Origin of the sequence: Mesorhizobium sp. LjNodule214 (assembly GCF_964252735.1) — a bacterium.
Taxonomy (GTDB): Bacteria; Pseudomonadota; Alphaproteobacteria; order Rhizobiales; family Rhizobiaceae; genus Mesorhizobium.
Genome location: NZ_CAXUPE020000003.1, coordinates 145,689 through 160,560 on the forward strand (window position 1 = coordinate 145,689; position 14,872 = coordinate 160,560).

Below are 14,872 nucleotides of genomic sequence, written 5' to 3' on the forward strand. Positions count from 1 at the left end.
GAGACGAAGGCGATGGCCAGCACAAGCGGCGCCGAGGTCTCGATCCGCGACCTCTCGAAGTCCTTTACGCTTGGCGGGCGTCCGCTTGCGGTGCTGAGGACGCTCAACCTCGACATCCGCTCGGGCGAATGCCTGGTCATCGTCGGCGCCAGCGGCTCGGGCAAGACCACGCTGCTGCGCATACTTGCCGGGCTGGAGGCCGCCGACAGCGGCGGCGTCGCCATCGACGGCAAGCCTGTCGACGGCGTCGGCGCCGAGCGCGCCGTGATCTTCCAGGAGCCGCGCCTGCTGCCCTGGCTGACGGTGCTCGGCAACGTCGCCTTCGGCCTCGAGGTGCGCGGCGTGCCCAGGCAGCAAGCCGAGGAGAGGGCGCGTTTCTACATCGCGCTCGTCGGCCTCGCCGAATTCGCCGATGCTTGGCCCCGCCAGCTTTCCGGCGGCATGGCGCAGCGCGTCGGCATCGCCCGCGCCTTGACCGTGCAGCCCGAAATCCTGCTGCTCGACGAGCCGCTCGGCGCGCTCGACGCCATGACCAAGATCGGCATGCAGGAGGAACTGGCGCGCATCTGGAGCGAGGAGAACGTCACCATGGTCATGGTCACCCATGACCTCGAAGAGGCGATCTACCTTGCCGACCGGGTGCTGATCCTGCCGAAGGAAAAAGGCGGCGCGGCGCGACTGATCGATGTCAACCTCCCGCGCCCCCGCGACCGAAGCGAGACCCGGTTTGTCAGCTATCGCCAGGAGCTTTTGCGCGAGTTCGGGTTGCACTGAGCGATGCGCGCAGGAAGCTAAATCTTCAGGTGCTGCATCACCCGCGCCGCCGTGCCCTCCGTCACGTCGCCGGCATCGTCGATGCGGCCGAGCTTCAGCACCGCCCAGCTGTCGGCGATGCCGAGCGCGAAGGGAAGGTTTTGCTCGACGATCAGGATGGTCGTGCCGTTGCTCCGACGCTCCTCCTTGAGTGCCGTGGCGATCCGCTCGATGACCGACGGCTGCAGGCCCTCGGAAATCTCGTCGATCAAAAGCAGCTTTGGACGCAGCATCAGCGCGCGGCCGAGAATGAGCATCTTCTGCTCGCCGCCCGACAGCGTTCCAGCGCGTTGCGACAGGCGCTCCCGGAGGAACGGAAAATGCCCATAGACCCGCTCCACGGCTTCCGCGAAACCGCGATCCGAGCGTAGGGCGAGGCGCAGATTGTCGCGCACGCTGAGATCCTGGAACAGCGCCTTCTCCTGCGGCGCATAGCCGACGCCCGACGCAATCAGCGAGGCCTGCGAAACACCTCCGATCGAGGCGCCGTCGAGGCGGATGTCGCCCGAACGCAGCGCCACGAAACCAAGGATGGTTTTCAGCACGGTGGTCTTGCCCATGCCGTTCTTGCCCATCAGCGCAAAGATCTGTCCGGGCGCGATAGCCAGCGACAGCGCCTCGATGATGGCAACCGGCCCATAGCCGCTCGACACGTTCGACAGCGACAGTTTCGGCACGGTGGTTTTCCCCTCTGCCTGTCTTGTCTCAAGCATGGGCGCCTCCCGAATAGATCGTCCTGACCACTTCGGAATTGACGACTTCGGCGACGCTGCCGTCGAGGACAAGCTTGCCCTGGTGGAGAACGACGATCCTGGTCGAGATGTCACGGACGAAATCGAGATCGTGCTCGACGAGTATGGCGGCAAAGCCAAGCTCGCCGGTCAGCTTCTGCAGCGTTGCGCCAATGGTCGTGCGCTCGACCTTGGTCAGCCCGGCCGTAGGCTCGTCGAGCAGGATGAGCTTTGGCTCGAGTGCTACGACCATGGCGAGCTCGAGGCTCTGCTTCTGGCCATGCGACAGGAGTGATACCGGGCGACCGAGCATGCCGTCGAGACCGGTGGAGCGCAGGATGTCGGCGGCCGCCGCCGGCAGCCCGAGCGTGGCGGAGCGGCGCAGCAGGCTCGGCGCCTTGCGCGAGGCGCGCGCCATGCGCAGGCAGTCGGCGACGGTCAGGCTGTCGAAGACGCTCGCCACTTGGAACTTGCGTCCGACGCCGAGCGCCACGATCTCATCCGGTGTCATGCCGCTGATGTCCTGGCCGGCGATGCTGACGCGTCCGGTCGTGGCCTCGGTGCCGTCGCTCAGGCAACGCATCAGCGTCGTCTTGCCGGCGCCATTGGGGCCGACGAGGCTGACCAGTTCGCCGGGGCGAACGTCGAGGTCGATGCCTTGCAGCACCTGCAGGCTGCCAAAGGACTTGCCGAGGCCGCTGACGGCAAGCACGCGATTGCCGTTCTCCGCGCCATTGCCGGCCGCCTCGGCGGCGAGGGCAGGGCTGCCCGCCTGGCTGGCCTGTTCCCCATGGCGGCGCGGCAGGACCATTCTCGCGAGTTGCGCCAGCCCGTTCGGCAACAGGATGATCATGACGACGAACAGCGCGCCGACCACCAGGTTCCACAGGAAGGGCAGGTCGCCGGAAAGCTGGGCACTGAGATAGTCGATGCCGATTGCGCCCATCACCGGCCCGATGATGGTGCCGCGACCGCCAAGGGCGGTCCAGATGACGATCTCGGTGCCGAAGACGAAGCCGGTATTTTCGGGCGCAACCACGCCAGACGCGTTGGCGTAGAGGAAGCCGGCAATGCCGGCGACGCCGGCGAGGATCGTCATCAGCGCGATCTTCAGCCGTTGCGGGTCGAGGCCGAGATAGGCGCAGCGCGCTTCATTGTCGCGAATGGCGACGAGCAGCTTGCCGGCATCGGAGCGGGTGAAGACCAGGGCGATGACAGTGGTGATGATGAGGCAGATGCCGGTCAGCCTGAAATAGCCCTGCAGGCCGAGCGGTAGGCCGGAGTATCCGACCAGCCCGCTGCTCGATCCGGTCCACACCCCGCCCGAAAACACCAGCTGCGTCACCACGATCGGCACCACCAGCGAAATCACCGTCGCATAGAGCGGCGTCGAGCCATGGCCGAACGACAGCCAGCCGACCAGGGCGCCGAGCAGCACAGGCACGAGGATCGCCAGCGCGAGCGCCAGCGCCAACAGCGCCGGGGTTGCGCCGAGATGGCTGAGCACCATGGCGCTGGCATAGGCGCCGGTGCCGAAGAAGGCCGCCTGGCCGAAAGTCAGAATGCCGGTGTAGCCCCACAGAATGTCGACGGTCACCGCCAGCATGGCGTAGATCATCGAGCGGGTCAGCACGTTGAGCGTGAACCGGTCAAACAGCGCTGGCCCGATGATGACGACGACCGCCACCGCAAGCACGAGCGCCGCAAGCAGCCAGACCCTTGGCGGAATGGAACGGCTCTCAGGCACGGGCAAATCCCTTCGGGCTGATGCGCAGCACCAGGGCGCAGAGGACCGCTACCGTGATGCCGCCGAAAATGGGGCTGACGAAGGTGCTGACCAGAACCTGCGCGCCGCCGAAGACGAGGCAGGCGATGGCTAAAGTCGAGAAGGACGAGCCGGCGACCATGACCAGCATGAACGAGCCGATCAGCCAGGCCACGCCCATGTTCGGGTCGACGCTGGTCAGCGGCGTCAGCAGCACGCCGGCAAGTGCCGCCAGCCCGGTGCCGACCATGAAGGTGGCCAGCCGCACGCGCGCTGTGTCGATGCCGAGCGCGCGCGCCAGCGTCTCGTTCATGATCACCGCCTGCGCCGACAGGCCGAGCCGCGTGCCTTCCAGAAGGAAGGTGAAGGCAAGCCCGATCACCAGCGCGGCGGCGACCGCGAACAGCCGGTAGAGCGAATAGCCGACGCCGAACACATCGACGGTGCCTGACAGTAGGTTGGGGGTGAACTGCACGTCACGCCCGAACCACAGCGTGATCAGCTGGCCGATGACGATGCCGAGACCCCAGGTCGCCAGTATGGCGTCCAGCGGCCGGCGATAGAGCGGCCGTACGATGACCAGTTCGGTGATGCCGCCGAGGATCGCTCCCACGGCAAAGGCGATCGGCAGCGCCGCCCAGGGATTGAGCCCGAGGCCGACTGTGGCCACCGCGCAATAGGCGCCGATCGTCAGCCAGGCGCCATGGGCGAAATTGATGATCTTCAGCACGCCGAAGATGGCCAGCAGGCCGGCGGCGACGATGAACAGGATTGCCGCCGTCGTCACCATGTCCAGGAGAAGCGTCATGGCAGGTCCCCGATGGTGTGGAACGGGGCGGCGCAGGACCGCCGCCCCGTTGCGATGATCGGTGCGACTACAGGTTCGGGCACTGTTCGCCGGGGTCGACGCCTTCGAATGTGTCGACCACGCTGACCGAACCGTCCGCCTTTACCTGGCCGAGATACATGGTCAGCGGAGCGTGGTGCTGCTTGCTCATCGAGACCGTGCCGCGCGGGCCGGTGAAGGATACTTCGGCGAGTGCCCCAAGCACAGCGGCGGTGTCGGTCGTCCCGGCTTTCTCGACCGCGGCCTTGTAGAGATAGATGCCTTCATATTCCGGCACGGAGAGGTCGTTCGGGGTGCGCAGTTCGGCGCCGAACTTCTTCCCGATCGCGGCAAGGAAGCTCTTGTTGGCGTCGCTGCCGATGCTGGTCACATAGGAAGCGGAAATGAAGATCCCCGCCGCGTCCGCGCCCATGCTCTTGGCGGTTCCCTCGTCCACCGCGAGGTTGCCATAGGGGATGGTGACACCGGCGCCGCGCAGCTGCTTGGTCAAGGTGACGTTCGGCGCGCCGCCGGCCGTCGAGGTGATCACCGCATCGGCGCCGGAGCTTTTCAGATTGGAGATGATCGCCGTCCAGTCGCTGCCTTCCATCGGCAAATACTCCTCGCCGACGACGCTGGCGCCCGACTTATCGATATAGGCCCTGGCGAACTCCAGCATGCCGCGGCCAAAGGCGTAGTCAGAGCCAATCAGGAAGAACTTCTTGGCGCCTTGCGTCTTGATGAAATTGTCGACGATCGGCGGCACCTGCTGCTCGGGCACCCAGGCGTTGACGAACAGATTGGCATTGCAGGATTTGCCCTCGTAGAACGAGGTATAGATGTAGGGGATGTCGCCCTTGGTGATGATCGGCAGGCCGGCATTGCGTGCAGCACTCGTCTCCATGGTGATGACGGCGTTGATCTCCTTCTGGAACACCAGCGAATCGAAGGCCTTCTGCGCGCCGGCAGCACCGGAGGCGTCGTCGGCAATCTCCAGCGCAAGCTGGCGTCCGAGCACGCCGCCGGCGGCGTTGATTTCGGCGACCGCCAGTTCCGCCGACTGCACGACCGAGGGCGCGACGACACTGTTGGCGCCCGAAAGGCCGACCGGGATGCCGATCTTGATCGGACCGTCCGCGGCGAAGGCGGTGGTTGCCAGAGCGGCGCCGGCAAGTGCAAGGATCACAGTTCTGTTTGTCATGGTATTCCCCTTTCTCTGGTTGATCGTACCGGGTAGTGCCGGCTTCTTCTTGGTTATCCGTAGACGTCGCTGCGGCGGTCGCCGATGGCGTCGTTGCGCTCGCTCAACGCCCGCGCCTTGGCGACGTCGCCAAGGTTGATCGTGGCGATGAGAATCTCCTCGCCGGCCTCGCTAGCAGGGCCGGCGATCGGCCAGCCGTTCGGGCCGACGATCAGGCTCCTGCCGACAAAGGGCTGGCCACGCTCGGTGCCGACGCGGTCGGCGCAGGCGATGTAGATGCCATTGCTGTGCGCGGCCGCCTTGTGCAGGATGTTGGCCATCGGCTCTGGGTGGTGGCCCTGGGCCGGCATCGGCACCCAGTTGGTCGGCACGCAGACCAGCTCCGCGCCCTTCAGCGCCAGCTGCCTGTAGGTCTCGGGGAACCAGCCGTCATAGCAGATCGCAACGCCGATCCGGCCGATCGCGGTATCGAACACCGGCAGGCCGAGATTGCCCGGCTGGAAATAGAGCTTTTCGCGGTTCCATAGATGCAGCTTGCGGTAGGTGCCGATAGAACCCGCCGGGCCGCACAGCATGGCCGCGTTGAAGAACTGGTCGCCGTCGCGCTCGGCAAGGCCGCTGACGATGTGCAGGTTAAGTTCGTTTGCCAGGCTGCACAGCAGCACGGCACTGCGACCATCCGGGATGGGTGCGGCGAGCGCGGCAAGCTCGTCCTGACTGTCGAAGACATAGCCGCTGTCGGCAAGCTCGGGCAGCACCACCACCGATGCGCCGAGACCGGCGGCCTGGCGGATCAATCGCTCCATCGCCTGGAGATTTTCGTCCAGCCGGCCGATCGCCGGCTGGAACTGGATGCAGGCCAGACGCAGGTCCGCCGTCGCTTTCGCATGTGTCGTCAAGGCCGGTCTCCAAACGCAAAAAACCCCTGGGCGCGGAAGTCATCCGCGAACCAAGGGCTACATAGCCATCAATGTGAAACGGCATTCCTGCCGATGAGCAAACCTGCTCGTGCTTTTAGAAGTTGCACGGCTGGAAGGTCGCGTCAAGAGGCAAAGATTCTGGCGGAATGCGACGATGAAAAGATCAGCTTATGGAAATAAAATCAGACTGTTACGAGAGCTTCTTGCCGCAATCTGCCGCCAACGCCTTACCGGTCGTTCGGCTGCTTCTGGCTGGCTTGCGCGGAAATGCCGAAGCCGAAAGTCCGCATCGCTTCCTGCGCGGCGAGGATGCCTTCGGCCACCGAAACCAGCGCGACGCGCTTCGATGTTGCCTGGTCGCGGATGAGCTTGTAGGCGGTCTCTTCGTCGACACCGTTCATCTCGACCAGCACCTTGACCGCCTTCTCGATCGTGCGGCGGCCCTTCAGCGTATCCTCAAGCTTGCGCACCTTGTTGGCGAGCCGCCCTTCATAGCCGTAGCGGTAGCGGGCCAGCGCGAACTGCGTCAGCACGCCGAGCTGCCTGAGCGGCTTGGTGATGACGCCATGCGCGTTGAGGTCGATGATCGCCTTGATCGAGGTCGGGCTTTCATAGGTGACAATGGCGACCACGGCGGCATTGGCGCCTTCGATCAGCGACACCATGGAATCGGTCGGCGCTTCGCCCACCTGCACGAAGACCGTGTCGATGTCGCCCGGGATCGACGCCGGCGGCGGCCACGCCGCGCGAACTTCGCAGCCAAGGCGCCTGAGGTGGTCGACCAGTGCGGCGCCATCCTCGTCCTTCGGATGGATGACGAGGATCTTCGCTTGCCGTAGATCGTTGAGGATGCGTTTGAGCGTCGCGGTCATCGGTCATCTTCTTGTTCGAGCATGATCTTGTCCAAAAACCGGGCCCCACTTTTTGGCATCATGCTCTACAGCCACGGCTCTTCGAAACGAGAGGAGGCGAGATAGGGATCCGGCCGGATCGGCGCCTGCGACTGCCAGGCGATGTCGAACTGGCCGGTGGCGTTGGCAATGCCGATGCGCGGCGTTGACCAGACGTGGCGGTTTTCCTGGTCGAACATCATGCGTCCCTCCGGCGACGCATAGTCGACTTCAAGCGCCGCCTGGCCGAGGCGGAAGGTGTCGAGGGTTCCGGCCTTTTCCAGCGCGCGGGCGAACAGGTGGACCTGCGTATAGGCCGTCTGCGACCACATCGTCGCGGTCGTCCGGTCGCCGAAGCGGCGGGCGAGCTCGCCGACGAAGCGCTGGTTCTCGCCGCTGTCGACCGTTGCCAGATAGGGGGCCGCCAGCACATGGCCGGTGCAGTGCTCGGCGCCGATCACGCGGATTTCGCCTTCGGCCAAGGTCAGGCTGGCGATCGGCCGCCGTGTCCGGTCGATGCCGGCCTCGGCATAGAGCCTGTAGAGGATCTGCGCGCTGCGCCCGATCACGGTCGAGAAGACGGCGTCCGGCGCGGCCTTCTCGATGTCGGCCATCAGCCGGCGCATCCTGCGTTCGTCGGCATCGAGCGGCACATACTGTTCCTCGACGATCGTGCCGCCCTTGCATTCCAGGAGGTCGCGCATGACCCGGTTGGATTCATGCGGATAGATGTAGTCGGACCCGGCCATGAACACGCGCGGTCCGTAGCGCTGCAGGATGAAGTCGGCCAGCGCGAAAGTGTTCTGGTTGAGCGTGGCGCCGGTGTAGAGGACATTCTCGGAATATTCGAAGCCCTCGTAGATCGACGGATACCAGAGCAGGCCGTTGTAGCGCTCGACGATCGGCAGCACGGCCTTGCGGCTGCCCGACATCGAACAGCCGAAGATGACGTTGACGTCGTCCTCGGTCAGAAGCTTGCGGGCCAGCGAACGAAATGCCTCGGGGTCGCTGCCCGGATCGTAGGCGATCGGCTCGATCTGCCGCCCCAGCACGCCGCCGCCGGCATTGATCTCCTCGATGGCCAAAGCCGTCCCGTAGAAATGCTCGCTTTCGGTGACCGAAGTGATGCCGCTGCGCGAAAAGAGGATACCGACGCGCCATGTCCCGGCTGTTCCTGTCACGGCAATTCTCCCTAAGCTTTTCCGCAAGGCCTATTGCACGCGAGGCATCATGGCAATCGCGATGATGGGGCGCTGGCTAGCGTTGCAAGGGCGAAAAGGTGCCGTGAAGCGTGACGCTGACACAGCAATGGCGGTCTGGCTCTGGAGCGCAGCTATCTCCAGCAAAAAAAGCCCGCTGCCAAGGCATGGCGGCGGGCTTCTGACACAGAGATTGGCCGGTCAGGATGGGTTACGGGCATCCGGCCAGCGCATTAAACGGCGGCTGCCGGAAATTTGTTCCGCCGGCCACATCAATGGTTATTTTCGTACATAGGGGTTCGAACCGCACTGAATCTGGCCATTAGCGTCCGCCGGTGAACGCCGCGATTGCTCGTCGATCACCTCAGTATCACTGACCCAGCACCACCCCCGAAGCGACGATCTGGGCGGTCAATTGGGTGAGCTTCTCGCGCTTCACGAGCGTGGGCTTTTCGTAGGTCTTTTTCATAGCGATGTTCCGAGATCCGCTGGCTGCTGTGCTGGCCGAGACATTGAACGCTCGAGCTCCGGTTGCGTTCCAGAAACGGATTCATCTCGCTCTTCCCTGAAATCCTGCGCGAGGCGTGCCGGCATCCGGGAACAAACACCCTGGCCCGGCGTTTCTTGCGCGGCCGGTTTCATCTTCTTCCGGTCGGAGGCCCGCGCATCGCAGGGCGGCGGGCCTGGAAAGGGTCTGCACAGATGCTGGACCAGCGTATCAATCGCACCTGCCTTAGCCCTCACGACATGGCCATTTGTGAACGCGTTTTCGATCGGGTTTGCGCGGATGAACACATCGATCCTCTGGGCCTGGAAGCCACACTGGTGGCGTCGATGGTCGTGGGGATTTTCAGGAATGCTCACACCAGCGAGCGCGAGTTGCTGGAGGCAGTCAGGTTTCGTCGCCAACAGGCTACGGCGCGCGCCAGACTCTCGACATAGGGCTCGTCGTGAGTAGCCAGAGGAACTGGCAAAGAGGAAACGAGCGGTCAGGGGGGTCGTTGCGGTATTGCGGCTGCGAAGCGTGGCTGCATCGCAAACAGTCCCGCGCAGGCCGCCAAACATGGCCCTTCGGATGCACGTCGAAAACACTGTATGATTGCGCCGCGAGCCAATTTTCCGACGGACGCCGATGCCGATTTTTTCAGTCAAGCACACCACCGTCTATCGCTATAGCCGGAAGGTGAGCTTTGGCGAGCATCGGCTGATGTTCAGGCCGCGCGACAGTTTCGATCAGCGGCTTCTCGACCACGCTCTGTCCGTGGCCCCCGAGCCGAAGGAGGTTCGCTGGATCCACGACGTTTTTGGAAACTGCGTTGCGGTGATCGATTTCAAGGGTTCGGCCAATGAACTGCTTTTCGCGACAGACATTCGGCTCGATCACACGCCGCAGCATGCGCCCGATTTCCGCATCGATGAGGCCGCGCTGAATTATCCGTTCTCTTACGATCCCGACGAGGCGGCCGACCTCGCGCAAACAATGGAGCGCCATCATCGCGACGACGGCGACGAGGTCGGCAAATGGGCGCGCCAGTTCGTCAGTGCCGCGGGGCGCACCGAGACCGGCAAACTGCTGATGACGCTCTGCTACGCCATCCACGAGAGCTTCGTGTATTCCCGTCGCATCGAAACCGGAACGCAGCCGCCGCTCATGACCTTGCATCTGCGCAAAGGCACATGCAGGGACTTCGCGCTTTTCATGATGGAAGCGGTCCGCTCGCTCGGCTTTGCGGCCCGCTTCGTGACCGGCTATGTCTATGTGCCGAGCCGCGACAGTGATGCTATCCGCGGCGGAGGCTCCACGCATGCCTGGTGCCAGGTCTATTTGCCTGGGGCCGGTTGGATCGAGTTCGATCCCACCAATGGCATTGTCGGCAACCGGGATTTGATCAGGATAGCCGTGGCCCGCCATCCCCGGCAAGCCATCCCACTTTCGGGAAGCTACTCCGGCAGCGCCTCGAGTTTTCAGGGGATGACCGTTGAGGTGAAGGTGGCGAAGGAAACCGACCGCAACAGAGACTAGCTGCGTCCGATGCATTCCGGAACTGTTCAGGCTGCCCGGTTTAGCTCGAAAAGGCACACGAGGGACGACCATGCCGCGGCGGAAACAACTTGAAGAAACGCTTCGCGACCCATACCATGCCAGGTCATGGTGAAGTCTGATCAGGAGGTCAGTGGAACCGGTCGGATTTTTGAGCCAGTGCAAGGTAGGGAGGGTAATTATGGCTTCCGAAGTACAGGCAAACAATGGCGTTAACGTAGCGGCGCTGCTCGACGCACGCGAAGCGCTTACCAACGCCCCCGAGGCCGCGCAGTTCAAGTGGCGCGCGGCTTGCGAATGGAAGGATGGCACCCACAGCCACTCGACGGTCGAGAGCTTCTACGGTCTCGGCCAGGACCAGCATCGCAAGACCACCTTCGCATTCGATGCCGACCACCCGGAGGTCTTCGCGTCGTTGGATCAGGGCGCCACGCCTGTCGAATACGTGCTGGTCGGGCTGGCGAGTTGCCTGACCGCCGGCATCGCCGCAGTTGCCCAGAACCGGAACATCCAGTTGAAGTCGGTGAAGGCGACCATCGAAGGCGACATGGATATCGCCGGCATACTCGGCATCGACAGCGACGTCCGCAACGGCTTCAGCGGTATCACGGTGAAGTACAACATCGACGCCGATGCCAAGCGCGAGGACATCGAGGCTCTCGTCGCCCAGTCGCAGAAGCGATCGGCGGTCTATGACATTGTTACCAATCCGACGAACGTCACGGTCGTGGTGAATTGAAAGGCGCTTCGAGCCGTAGACTCTCCCGATAAGAGGGCGCGATTAGTTCCGTCACCACAGTGATCGTCGGCGCAGGGCACGCGGGGCTCGCGATGAGCCGCTGCCTCGCGGAGCGCTCTATCGACCATGTGCTGCTGGAGCGCGGCGAGATCGCCCATACCTGGCGCACCGAGCGATGGGATTCGCTGCGGCTGCTCACCCCGAACTGGCAGAGCCGGCTGCCGGGCTTCCGCTATGACGGCGACGACCCCGACGGCTACCGGACGATGCCTGAGGTGATCGACTTCCTCGGGAACTATGCCAAGGCGATCTCGGCTCCGGTCAGGACACACACGACCGTTACCTCAGTTCGCAGCGACGGGGCGGGATATCTCGTGCGCACCGACCGCGGCGAGTGGCGGTGCCGGACCGTGGTGCTGGCGTCGGGCGCGTGCAACGTCGCGCGCCTGCCCGATTTCGCCGTGCGCGTGCCGCCGTCGGTCGCCATGCTGACGGCGCAGTCCTACCGCAATCCGGGTCAGGTCGCCGACGGTGGAGTGCTGGTGGCCGGCGCGTCGGCCAGCGGCACCCAGATCGCACAGGAGCTGCAGCGTTCGGGGCGTCAAGTTACCCTGTCGGTGGGCGAGCACATCAGGGCGCCCCGCGTCTATCGCGGCAAGGACCTGGAATGGTGGATGGACGCCGCCGGCGTGCTCGACGAACGCTACGACGAGGTAGAAGACATCAGGCGGGCGCGACGGGTTCCTTCGCTGCAGCTTGCCGGCACGCCCGACCGCACCACCCTCGACCTCAATGCGCTGGTCGACCTCGGCGTCAGGCTCGTCGGCCGTCTCGCTGGCATCACCGAAGACGGCAAGGCCCAGTTTGCGGGGTCGTTGCGCAACATGTGTGCGCTTTCCGATCTCAAGATGGCCCGGCTGCTCGACCTCCTTGACGAATGGGCACATGCCAACGGCCGCGACGCTACGGTCGACCCGCCGGATCGCCTGCCGCCGACCCGTGTCGAGGACGACCCGCCGCTCGGCCTCGACCTCGCCGGAGGCACGATCAGGACGATCATCTGGGCCACCGGCTACCGGCCGGACTACTCCTGGCTGGAGCTGCCGGTCCTCGACCGCAAGGGCCACGTCCGCCACGACGGCGGTGTTGCGGAACATCCGGGCATGTACCTGATGGGGATGCAGTTTCTGCGCCGCCGCAAGTCTGCGCTGATCGACGGCGCCGGCGACGACGCGCGTGATCTCAGCGACCATCTGGCGTCGTATCTCAGGCAAGATTCAATCGGCTAGAGCAATCTCCAGGAAAAGTGTGAAACGGTTTCCGTCCGGAATTGCGTCAAAGGGAACAGGTTGGTTGCCGCGACAACTCCGAATTCCGTGACCCTGCAATCATATCCCCAGGTGCAACTTCGGCTTCCAGAAAGGGCGGAACAACTCGATCTTGGGACAGCGGTTCATCACCACTTTCAAGCCCGCTTCCTCCGCCAACTGGGCGGCAGCGTCATCGCGCACCCCAATCTGACCCCACAGAACCTTGGCATTGATTGCGATGGCCTCCTGTGCAACTTCCAGCAGATCTTCGGAGCGGCGAAACACCTCAACCATATCGACAGGCCGGTCGATGGCTGCGAGTGACGGGTACACCTTGAGCCCCCGAATTTCATCCAGACCGGGACTGGGGTTGACCGGGATCATGTCATAGCCGGTTTCGTGCAGCACCCTGAGAACACCATAGGAAAACTTGGTCTTGTCGGGGCTCGCCCCCACCATGGCGATGGTTTTGACCGATTTCAGAATGTCTTGCAGATAAGCCTCCGAATAGGGCTCATCATGGTTCATATGGGTCATTTCTTGTCTTCCAACGGGGTCGCGATATCGGCTTTCAATTCATGTGCGGCCAAGGGGTCAAGGAAGGGGTTGCGATAGAGCTTGTCGTGGCTTTCAACGCCGACCTCCAGCGTGCAGTCGCTCAAAGGGCGTGCGACGCAGAGGATTATGTAGCCATTGTTGATCTGGCGGTTGTTCAGCGCTCGCTGCGCCTTTTGATTGACTTTGCCGGTGATTATCTTGGCCGCACAGCTTATGCAGCCGCCATACTTGCACCCGTAGGGCAGGTCCACGCCCTGCTCGCGCAGGCTTTGCAAGAGGGGCGTGCGGTGATCGACGTCAAAGGTCGCACCGCCTTGATTGGCAAGGGTGATGGTGAAGCTGGTCATACCCAGATGTCACTCGTGCAATCACCGCCGGGATAACGGGTTTCGTGGCAGCGGCTTGGTCCATTTGGTTCCTTGCCAAAATCAACGACGAACAGCGGATCGATTTCCATGCCGCCGTTTTCCGTATCGCAATTGACCATCAGCATGCATCCGCCATTGGTGCGGATTTCCGGATAGAACTGATTGTCCCAGGTCGAGAAGAGTGAGGTCGTCACATAAAGGCGCTTGCCGTCGAGGCTGAGCTGTATCATCTGGGGCCCGCCAGTCACTTTCACGCCATTGACCTCGGGCGCACGGCCGAGAAGTCCGCCCATCCACACTTGTCCGGTAAGCTTGGCGTTGTGAGGGTCCGAGATGTCGTACTGACGGATGTCGCCATGCAACCAGTTGCACAGATAGAGGTATCTATCGTCCATGCTGAGCAGAATGACTGAGATCACGCCCGGTATTGGTATCGGCCATTCGGGATGCGGCTCATTGCCGACATCGACGATTTTTTCCCATTGCCAGTCACCCGCCGCATCCTTCCACCAATGGATGATGTTTGCAGAAAGGGCCGCGCCAACAAAGCCGTGACTGCTGTCGGGATTATGATGGAACCGCACTTCCAGCGGGATCAAGCCATCTTCACCGAGATAGAATGTATGCTTTGGCTCCTTCTTTTCAAAATCCCAGAAATGGATCTCTCGGCCATATTTCAGATGGCCAACCTCTTCCAGGTCAAAGCCAGGCATGAAGGTATTAGGCGCGGCCCACTCCGAGCTGACCATTACGTTGTGTCGCGGCTGGTACCAGAAATCATAGCCAAACTTGATACTGCCCATGGAGTTTTCCCAACGGCCGACGATCTCGAACTCCTTGCTGAGTTGCAAATAGCCGCCGGGGGCATTGCCTTGAGTGTCGCCAAGCATGGAAACGATGATGTCCGAGCCGAGGCAGTGCACGGTGTGCGGTGCCGACAGGTTGGTCCTGGCTTTGATTTCAGCGCCGTCTATGACCTTGAACAGTGTCGGATTGCGCGGATCGGTACCGCAATCGACAATATGCAGATTGGACGAGCGCACACCCGGCACAATCAGATATTTCCGCTCCATGCTCGCATCGCCATGGCACGACGAACAGGCATTCCAGCCCGAGTGATGAAGCTCATCGCCGATACCCGGCATTTGCAAACGTGAAATCACCTGGCTGTAGGTCGAACTCTCCGGGTCGACATCGATGGTGCACAGATAATCCGGCTTCTGGATGCCCGTGCCGGTGTAGATGGCAATCGTATAGAGCAGCTTTTCGCGAGGTGCCGTCATCGCCTCGGCTGGAGAAGCATAGCCCGGTCCACAGCAATGATTGGTCATGGGTACTTCCCTTTGAACAGATCACTGGCCAGTCCCAAGGGGGACAAGCTGGAATGTTAGTGCATGCTTGCCGTTGGCGCTACGGCCGCGGTGGGCGGTGAAGCGCACCGTACATCTGTTGAAGCACACATCCTTCCCAGTCCAAGCCAGCGGCGTTCAGCATCGCTACGGCACCACCAG

The 14,872-nt window shown here is 63.0% G+C and carries 17 protein-coding genes; 6 read left to right on the top strand and 11 right to left on the bottom strand.

Going from position 1 to position 14,872, the window contains the following annotated elements; translation table 11 throughout:
* Positions 1-12 precede the first annotated feature (12 nt).
* Positions 13-774, top strand: a complete 762-nt coding sequence (locus tag ACSQ3Z_RS25800) for an ABC transporter ATP-binding protein (RefSeq protein ID WP_436174126.1) — start codon at positions 13-15, stop codon at positions 772-774.
* A gap of 17 nt (positions 775-791) precedes the next feature.
* On the opposite strand, the gene ACSQ3Z_RS25805 is transcribed toward ACSQ3Z_RS25800, so the two are convergent.
* From ACSQ3Z_RS25805 to ACSQ3Z_RS25835, 7 genes are all read right to left on the bottom strand, one after another.
* Positions 792-1,526, bottom strand: coding sequence for an ABC transporter ATP-binding protein (locus ACSQ3Z_RS25805; protein ID WP_436174127.1), 735 nt, complete (start codon positions 1,524-1,526; stop codon positions 792-794).
* Positions 1,519-3,297 (bottom strand): branched-chain amino acid ABC transporter ATP-binding protein/permease, encoded by a 1,779-nt coding sequence (locus ACSQ3Z_RS25810; RefSeq protein WP_436174128.1) that lies wholly within the window; start codon positions 3,295-3,297, stop codon positions 1,519-1,521. Before ACSQ3Z_RS25810 ends, ACSQ3Z_RS25805 begins: the two co-directional genes overlap by 8 nt.
* Complete coding sequence (locus ACSQ3Z_RS25815) at positions 3,284-4,117, bottom strand: branched-chain amino acid ABC transporter permease (protein WP_436174129.1); 834 nt, start codon at positions 4,115-4,117, stop codon at positions 3,284-3,286. The genes ACSQ3Z_RS25810 and ACSQ3Z_RS25815 overlap by 14 nt, the downstream gene beginning before the upstream one ends.
* Before the next feature lie 67 nt (positions 4,118-4,184).
* Entirely contained in the window at positions 4,185-5,336 is a 1,152-nt protein-coding gene (locus tag ACSQ3Z_RS25820) for a substrate-binding protein (protein WP_436174130.1), read from the bottom strand.
* A gap of 53 nt (positions 5,337-5,389) precedes the next feature.
* Positions 5,390-6,235 (bottom strand): nitrilase family protein, encoded by an 846-nt coding sequence (locus ACSQ3Z_RS25825; protein ID WP_436174131.1) that lies wholly within the window; start codon positions 6,233-6,235, stop codon positions 5,390-5,392.
* Positions 6,236-6,483: 248 nt separating this feature from the next.
* The gene (locus tag ACSQ3Z_RS25830) at positions 6,484-7,128 is read right to left on the bottom strand and encodes an ANTAR domain-containing response regulator (RefSeq protein ID WP_436174132.1); all 645 of its coding nucleotides are present in this window, start codon (positions 7,126-7,128) and stop codon (positions 6,484-6,486) included.
* A 65-nt stretch (positions 7,129-7,193) separates the two neighbouring features.
* Positions 7,194-8,327 (bottom strand): transporter substrate-binding domain-containing protein, encoded by a 1,134-nt coding sequence (locus ACSQ3Z_RS25835; RefSeq protein ID WP_436174133.1) that lies wholly within the window; start codon positions 8,325-8,327, stop codon positions 7,194-7,196.
* Positions 8,328-8,376: 49 nt separating this feature from the next.
* On the opposite strand from ACSQ3Z_RS25835, the gene ACSQ3Z_RS25840 reads away from it, so the two are divergent.
* Positions 8,377-8,640 (top strand): hypothetical protein, encoded by a 264-nt coding sequence (locus tag ACSQ3Z_RS25840; RefSeq protein WP_436174134.1) that lies wholly within the window; start codon positions 8,377-8,379, stop codon positions 8,638-8,640.
* A 75-nt stretch (positions 8,641-8,715) separates the two neighbouring features.
* Here the strand turns inward: ACSQ3Z_RS25840 and ACSQ3Z_RS25845 are convergent, their stop codons facing one another.
* Positions 8,716-8,814 carry a putative RiPP precursor gene (locus ACSQ3Z_RS25845; RefSeq protein ID WP_436174135.1) on the bottom strand — a complete coding sequence of 33 codons (99 nt, stop codon included), beginning with the start codon at positions 8,812-8,814 and terminating at the stop codon, positions 8,716-8,718.
* 62 nt (positions 8,815-8,876) lie between these two features.
* Here ACSQ3Z_RS25845 and ACSQ3Z_RS25850 point away from each other — a divergent pair, with 62 nt between their 5' ends.
* From ACSQ3Z_RS25850 to ACSQ3Z_RS25865, 4 genes are all read left to right on the top strand, one after another.
* Positions 8,877-9,287, top strand: a complete 411-nt coding sequence (locus tag ACSQ3Z_RS25850) for a hypothetical protein (protein WP_436174136.1) — start codon at positions 8,877-8,879, stop codon at positions 9,285-9,287.
* A gap of 190 nt (positions 9,288-9,477) precedes the next feature.
* Entirely contained in the window at positions 9,478-10,368 is an 891-nt protein-coding gene (locus ACSQ3Z_RS25855) for a transglutaminase family protein (protein WP_436174137.1), read from the top strand.
* A 199-nt stretch (positions 10,369-10,567) separates the two neighbouring features.
* Complete coding sequence (locus tag ACSQ3Z_RS25860) at positions 10,568-11,125, top strand: OsmC family protein (RefSeq protein WP_436174138.1); 558 nt, start codon at positions 10,568-10,570, stop codon at positions 11,123-11,125.
* Between the two features lie 59 nt (positions 11,126-11,184).
* Entirely contained in the window at positions 11,185-12,414 is a 1,230-nt protein-coding gene (locus tag ACSQ3Z_RS25865; RefSeq protein WP_436174139.1) for an NAD(P)-binding domain-containing protein, read from the top strand.
* Between the two features lie 99 nt (positions 12,415-12,513).
* Here the strand turns inward: ACSQ3Z_RS25865 and ACSQ3Z_RS25870 are convergent, their stop codons facing one another.
* The 3 genes from ACSQ3Z_RS25870 to ACSQ3Z_RS25880 are packed head-to-tail and all read right to left on the bottom strand — an operon-like array spanning position 12,514 to position 14,692.
* The gene (locus tag ACSQ3Z_RS25870; RefSeq protein ID WP_436175139.1) at positions 12,514-12,963 is read right to left on the bottom strand and encodes a CoA-binding protein; all 450 of its coding nucleotides are present in this window, start codon (positions 12,961-12,963) and stop codon (positions 12,514-12,516) included.
* A gap of 5 nt (positions 12,964-12,968) precedes the next feature.
* Positions 12,969-13,340, bottom strand: coding sequence for a 2Fe-2S iron-sulfur cluster-binding protein (locus ACSQ3Z_RS25875; protein WP_436174140.1), 372 nt, complete (start codon positions 13,338-13,340; stop codon positions 12,969-12,971).
* Positions 13,337-14,692: a selenium-binding family protein gene (locus ACSQ3Z_RS25880; protein ID WP_436174141.1), complete on the bottom strand. Its 1,356-nt coding sequence runs from the start codon at positions 14,690-14,692 to the stop codon at positions 13,337-13,339. Before ACSQ3Z_RS25880 ends, ACSQ3Z_RS25875 begins: the two co-directional genes overlap by 4 nt.
* Between the last annotated feature and the right edge of the window lie 180 nt (positions 14,693-14,872).